The following is a 4,835-nucleotide window of genomic DNA, read 5'->3' on the forward strand; positions in this document are numbered from 1 at the left end:
GCCTGCACCTGATCGCGCCTGCACCTGATCGCGCTGGGCCCCCGCGTCGCGGTGCTGACGGTCGACCCGTCGTCCACCGTCTCGGGCGGCTCCATCCTCGGCGACAAGACGCGCCTGGAGCAGCTGTCCGTCAACGACGCCGCCTACATCCGCCCGAGCCCGTCGTCGGGCACGCTCGGCGGCGTGGCCGAGAAGACCCGCGAGGCGATGCTGGTCTGCGAGGCCGCCGGCCACGACGTGGTGCTGGTCGAGACCGTCGGCGTCGGCCAGAGCGAGACCGCGGTCGCCAGCATGACCGACATGTTCGTGCTGCTGCACCTGCCCAATGCCGGCGACGACCTGCAGGCCATCAAGAAGGGCGTGATGGAGCTCGCCGACCTGGTCGTCATCAACAAGGCCGACCTCGACCCGGTGGCCGCGACCCGCGCCGAAGCCCAGATCACCAGCGCGCTGCGCGTCTTCAGCTTCCACGGCCGGCCCGACCACGTTCCCCCGGCACGCGTGATGCAGATCAGCGCGCTCAAGTCGCAAGGCATCGATGAATTCTGGCAACGCGTGCAGCAGTTCGCCGACGAGCGCCGCGCGAGCGGCGAGTTCGAACGCCGCCGCCAGCGCCAGGCCCAGGCCTGGATGTGGGACCTGATCCACGCGCGGCTGCACGCCGACTTCAAGCACCATCCCCGCGTGCACGCGGCGCTGGCCGGTGTCACGCAGGACGTCGCCGCCGCGCGCGTCGCCCCGTCATCGGCCGCGCACACGCTGCTGCGCCTTTTCTTCTCGTCCCCGTCTTCATCTCCGGAGTGAGCCGACATGCACGACATCCTCGAACAACTCGAAGCCAAGCGCGCGCTCGCCCGCCTGGGTGGCGGCGAGAAACGCATCGCCGCCCAGCACGGCAAGGGCAAGCTGACCGCGCGCGAGCGCATCGAGCTGCTGCTCGACGAAGGCACCTTCGAGGAATGGGACATGTTCGTCGAGCACCGCTGCCACGACTTCGGCATGGCCGACAACAAGGTGCCCGGCGACGGCGTCGTCACCGGCTACGGCATGATCAACGGCCGCCTCGTGTTCGTGTTCAGCCAGGATTTCACGGTGTTCGGCGGCGCGCTCAGCGAAGCCCATGCCGAGAAGATCTGCAAGGTGATGGACCAGGCGATGAAGGTCGGCGCGCCGGTGATCGGGCTCAACGATTCGGGCGGCGCGCGCATTCAGGAAGGCGTGGCTTCGCTCGGCGGCTATGCCGAGGTGTTCCAGCGCAACGTGATGGCCTCGGGCGTGGTGCCGCAGATCAGCATGATCATGGGGCCGTGTGCCGGCGGCGCGGTCTACTCGCCGGCGATGACCGACTTCATCTTCATGGTGAAGGACAGCTCGTACATGTTCGTCACCGGCCCCGAGGTCGTGAAGACCGTGACGCACGAAGAGGTGACGGCCGAGGAGCTGGGCGGCGCCGCCACCCACACCAGCCGCAGCGGCGTCGCCGACCTGGCCTTCGAGAACGACGTCGACGCGCTCGCGATGCTGCGCCGGCTCTACAACTACCTGCCGCTGAACAACCGCGAGAAGGCGCCGGTGCGGCCGAGCAACGACCCGGCCGAGCGCATCGACCTCTCGCTCGACACGCTGGTGCCCGACAACCCGAACAAGCCCTACGACATGAAGGAGCTGATCGTGAAGACCGCCGACGACGGCGACTTCTTCGAGCTGCAGCCCGAGTACGCGAAGAACATCATCATCGGCTTCTGCCGCATGGAGGGGCAGACGGTGGGCATCGTCGCGAACCAGCCGCTGGTGCTGGCCGGCTGCCTGGACATCAAGAGCAGCATCAAGGCGGCGCGCTTCGTGCGCTTCTGCGATGCGTTCAACATCCCGGTGGTGACCTTCGTCGACGTGCCGGGCTTCATGCCGGGCACCAGCCAGGAGTACGGCGGCATCATCAAGCACGGCGCCAAGCTGCTGTACGCGTACGCCGAGTGCACAGTGCCGAAGATCACGGTGATCACGCGCAAGGCCTATGGCGGCGCGTACGACGTGATGAGCTCCAAGCACCTGCGCGGGGACGTGAACTTCGCGTGGCCGAACGCCGAGATCGCGGTGATGGGGGCGAAGGGCGCGGTGGAGATCATCTTCCGCGACGAGAAAGGCGATCCGGCCAGGCTGGCCGCGCGCGAGGCCGAATACAAGGCCAAGTTCGCGAATCCGTTCGTGGCCGGCGCACGCGGCTTCATCGACGATGTGATCCAGCCGCACGAGACGCGCCGGCGCATCTGCCGGTCGCTGGTGATGCTGCGCAACAAGAAGATCGAGAACCCGTGGCGCAAGCACGGGAACATTCCGCTGTGAGGGGCATGAAGATGTTCACCAAGATCCTGATCGCCAACCGCGGCGAGATCGCCTGCCGCGTGATCCACACCGCGAAGAAGATGGGCATCCAGACGGTCGCCGTCTATTCCGATGCCGATCGCGACGCCCGCCACGTGGAGCTGGCCGACGAAGCGGTGCACATCGGCCCGGCGCCGTCGCGCGAGTCCTACCTGGTGATGGACAAGATCATCGCCGCCTGCAAGCAGACCGGCGCGCAGGCGGTGCACCCGGGCTACGGCTTCCTGAGCGAGAACGAGGAGTTCGCGCGCCGCGTCGAGGAAGAAGGCATCGTCTTCATCGGTCCGAAGCATGCGTCGATCGCCGCGATGGGCGACAAGATCGCCTCGAAGAAGCTTGCCGCGGCGGCGTCGGTCAACACCATTCCCGGCCACAACGCCGCGATCGACACCGCGCAGCATGCGGTCGAGATCGCGAAAGGCATCGGCTACCCGGTGATGATCAAGGCGAGTGCCGGCGGCGGCGGCAAGGGCCTGCGCGTCGCGTTCAACGACAAGGAGGCGTTCGAAGGCTTCACCGCGTGCCAGAACGAGGCCCGCAACAGCTTCGGCGACGACCGCGTGTTCATCGAGAAGTTCGTCGAGGAGCCGCGCCACATCGAGATCCAGGTGCTGGGCGATGCGCACGGCAACACCGTCTACCTGTGGGAGCGCGAGTGCTCGATCCAGCGCCGCCACCAGAAGGTGATCGAAGAGGCGCCCAGCCCGTTCCTCGATGAGAAGACCCGCCAGGCGATGGGCGAGCAGGCGGTGGCGCTCGCGAAGGCAGTGAACTACCAGTCGGCCGGCACGGTGGAGTTCGTGGTCGGCAAGGACCGCAGCTTCTACTTCCTCGAGATGAACACCCGGCTGCAGGTGGAGCACCCGGTGACCGAAGGCATCACCGGGCTCGACCTGGTGGAGCTGATGATCCGCGTGGCCGCCGGCGAGAAGCTGCCGTTCACGCAAGGGCAGATCAAACGCGACGGCTGGGCGATGGAATGCCGCATCAACGCCGAAGACCCGTTCCGCAATTTCCTGCCGTCGACCGGCCGGCTGGTGCGCTACCTGCCGCCGCAGCAGCAGGGCGGCGTGCGCGTGGACACCGGCGTCAGCGAGGGCGGCGAGATCCCGATGTTCTACGACTCGATGATCGCGAAGCTGATCGTGCACGGCCGCGACCGGGCCGACGCGATCGCGAAGATGCGCGAGGCGCTGAACGGCTTCGCGATCCGCGGCATCAACTCGAACATCCCGTTCCAGGCGGCGCTGCTCGCGCATCCGAAGTTCGTCGCCGGCGACTTCAACACCGGCTTCATCGCCGAGCATTTCCCGAAGGGCTTCTCGGCCGAACTGGTGACGCCTGCCGATCCGCTGTTCCTGCGCGCGCTGGCGGCGGTGGCGAACCGCCAGCACCTGGAGCGCGCGGCGCGCATCAGCGGGCAGATGCCGGGGCATGAGTTCCAGGTCGGCGATGCCTTCGTCGTCGTCGTGCCGCTGGGCGAGGGGCGCAGCGAGCGCACCGCGCTGACGGTTCGGCCGCAGGGCGGGGCCTACGAGGTGCGCATCGGCGACGCGCAGTACCTGATCGAGTTCGATTCGAACCTGCGCGACCTGGTGATCCACGGGCACTGCAACGGCCAACCCTTTGTCGCGCAGATCGAGCGGCTGGGCCTGCCGTACCGCGTCTCGCACGACGGCGCGCAGATCGAGGCGCGCGTGCTGGCACCGCGCGTGGCCGAACTGCAGGCGCTGATGCCGTTCAAGGCGCCGCCGGATCTGTCCAAGTTCCKGCTGTCGCCGATGCCCGGCTTGCTGGTCGACGTGGCGGTGACGCCGGGGCAGCAGGTGCGCGCCGGCGAGCGGCTCGCGACGATCGAGGCGATGAAGATGGAGAACATCCTGGTGGCGTCGCAGGACGCCGTGGTTGCCGAGGTGTCGGCCGCGAAGGGCGAGAGCCTGGCGGTCGATCAGGTCATCATCCGGTTTCAGTGAGTTGCGGGCAGGGCTTCGACAGGCTCAGCCCGAACGGAAGGCACCCGTTCGCCCTGAGCTTGTCGAAGGGCCGCACTGAGCCTGCCGAAGTGCCGTACACGACAAGGAATTCACGATGAACACGCGTCCCTTCAAGGTGCTGGGCATCCAGCAGGTCGCGATCGGCGCCGAGCGCAAGGAGCGCCTGCGCACGCTGTGGGTCGACATGCTGGGCCTCGAGGTCACCGGCAACTTCGTCAGCGAGCGCGAGAACGTCGACGAGGACATCTGCGCGATGGGGCATGGTGCGTTCAAGGTCGAGGTCGACCTGATGCAGCCGCTCGACCTGCAGAAGAAGCCGGCGGTGCACACGACGCCGCTGAACCACATCGGGCTGTGGATCGACGACCTGCCGCGCGCGGTGGAATGGCTCACCGCGAACGGCGTGCGCTTCGCGCCGGGCGGCATCCGCAAGGGCGCGGCCGGCCACGACATCTGCTT

The 4,835-nt window shown here is 67.6% G+C and carries 3 protein-coding genes and 1 pseudogene; all 4 read left to right on the forward strand.

The window, feature by feature from the left end; all coding sequences use genetic code 11:
- Nucleotides 1-18: 18 nt before the first annotated feature.
- Nucleotides 19-804: pseudogene (gene meaB, locus AC1D01_RS20950) on the forward strand (methylmalonyl Co-A mutase-associated GTPase MeaB); the annotation flags it as partial.
- A 6-nt stretch (nucleotides 805-810) separates the two neighbouring features.
- Nucleotides 811-2,343: an acyl-CoA carboxylase subunit beta gene (locus AC1D01_RS20955; protein WP_477869681.1), complete on the forward strand. Its 1,533-nt coding sequence runs from the start codon at nucleotides 811-813 to the stop codon at nucleotides 2,341-2,343.
- 11 nt (nucleotides 2,344-2,354) lie between these two features.
- Nucleotides 2,355-4,355 carry an acetyl-CoA carboxylase biotin carboxylase subunit gene (gene accC, locus AC1D01_RS20960; protein ID WP_477869685.1) on the forward strand — a complete coding sequence of 667 codons (2,001 nt, stop codon included), beginning with the start codon at nucleotides 2,355-2,357 and terminating at the stop codon, nucleotides 4,353-4,355.
- 115 nt (nucleotides 4,356-4,470) lie between these two features.
- The coding region (locus AC1D01_RS20965) for a VOC family protein (RefSeq protein ID WP_477869683.1) at nucleotides 4,471-4,835 on the forward strand (365 nt) is incomplete at its 3' end.

The sequence above is a fragment of the Rhizobacter sp. P3_B12 genome, from assembly GCF_056402895.1.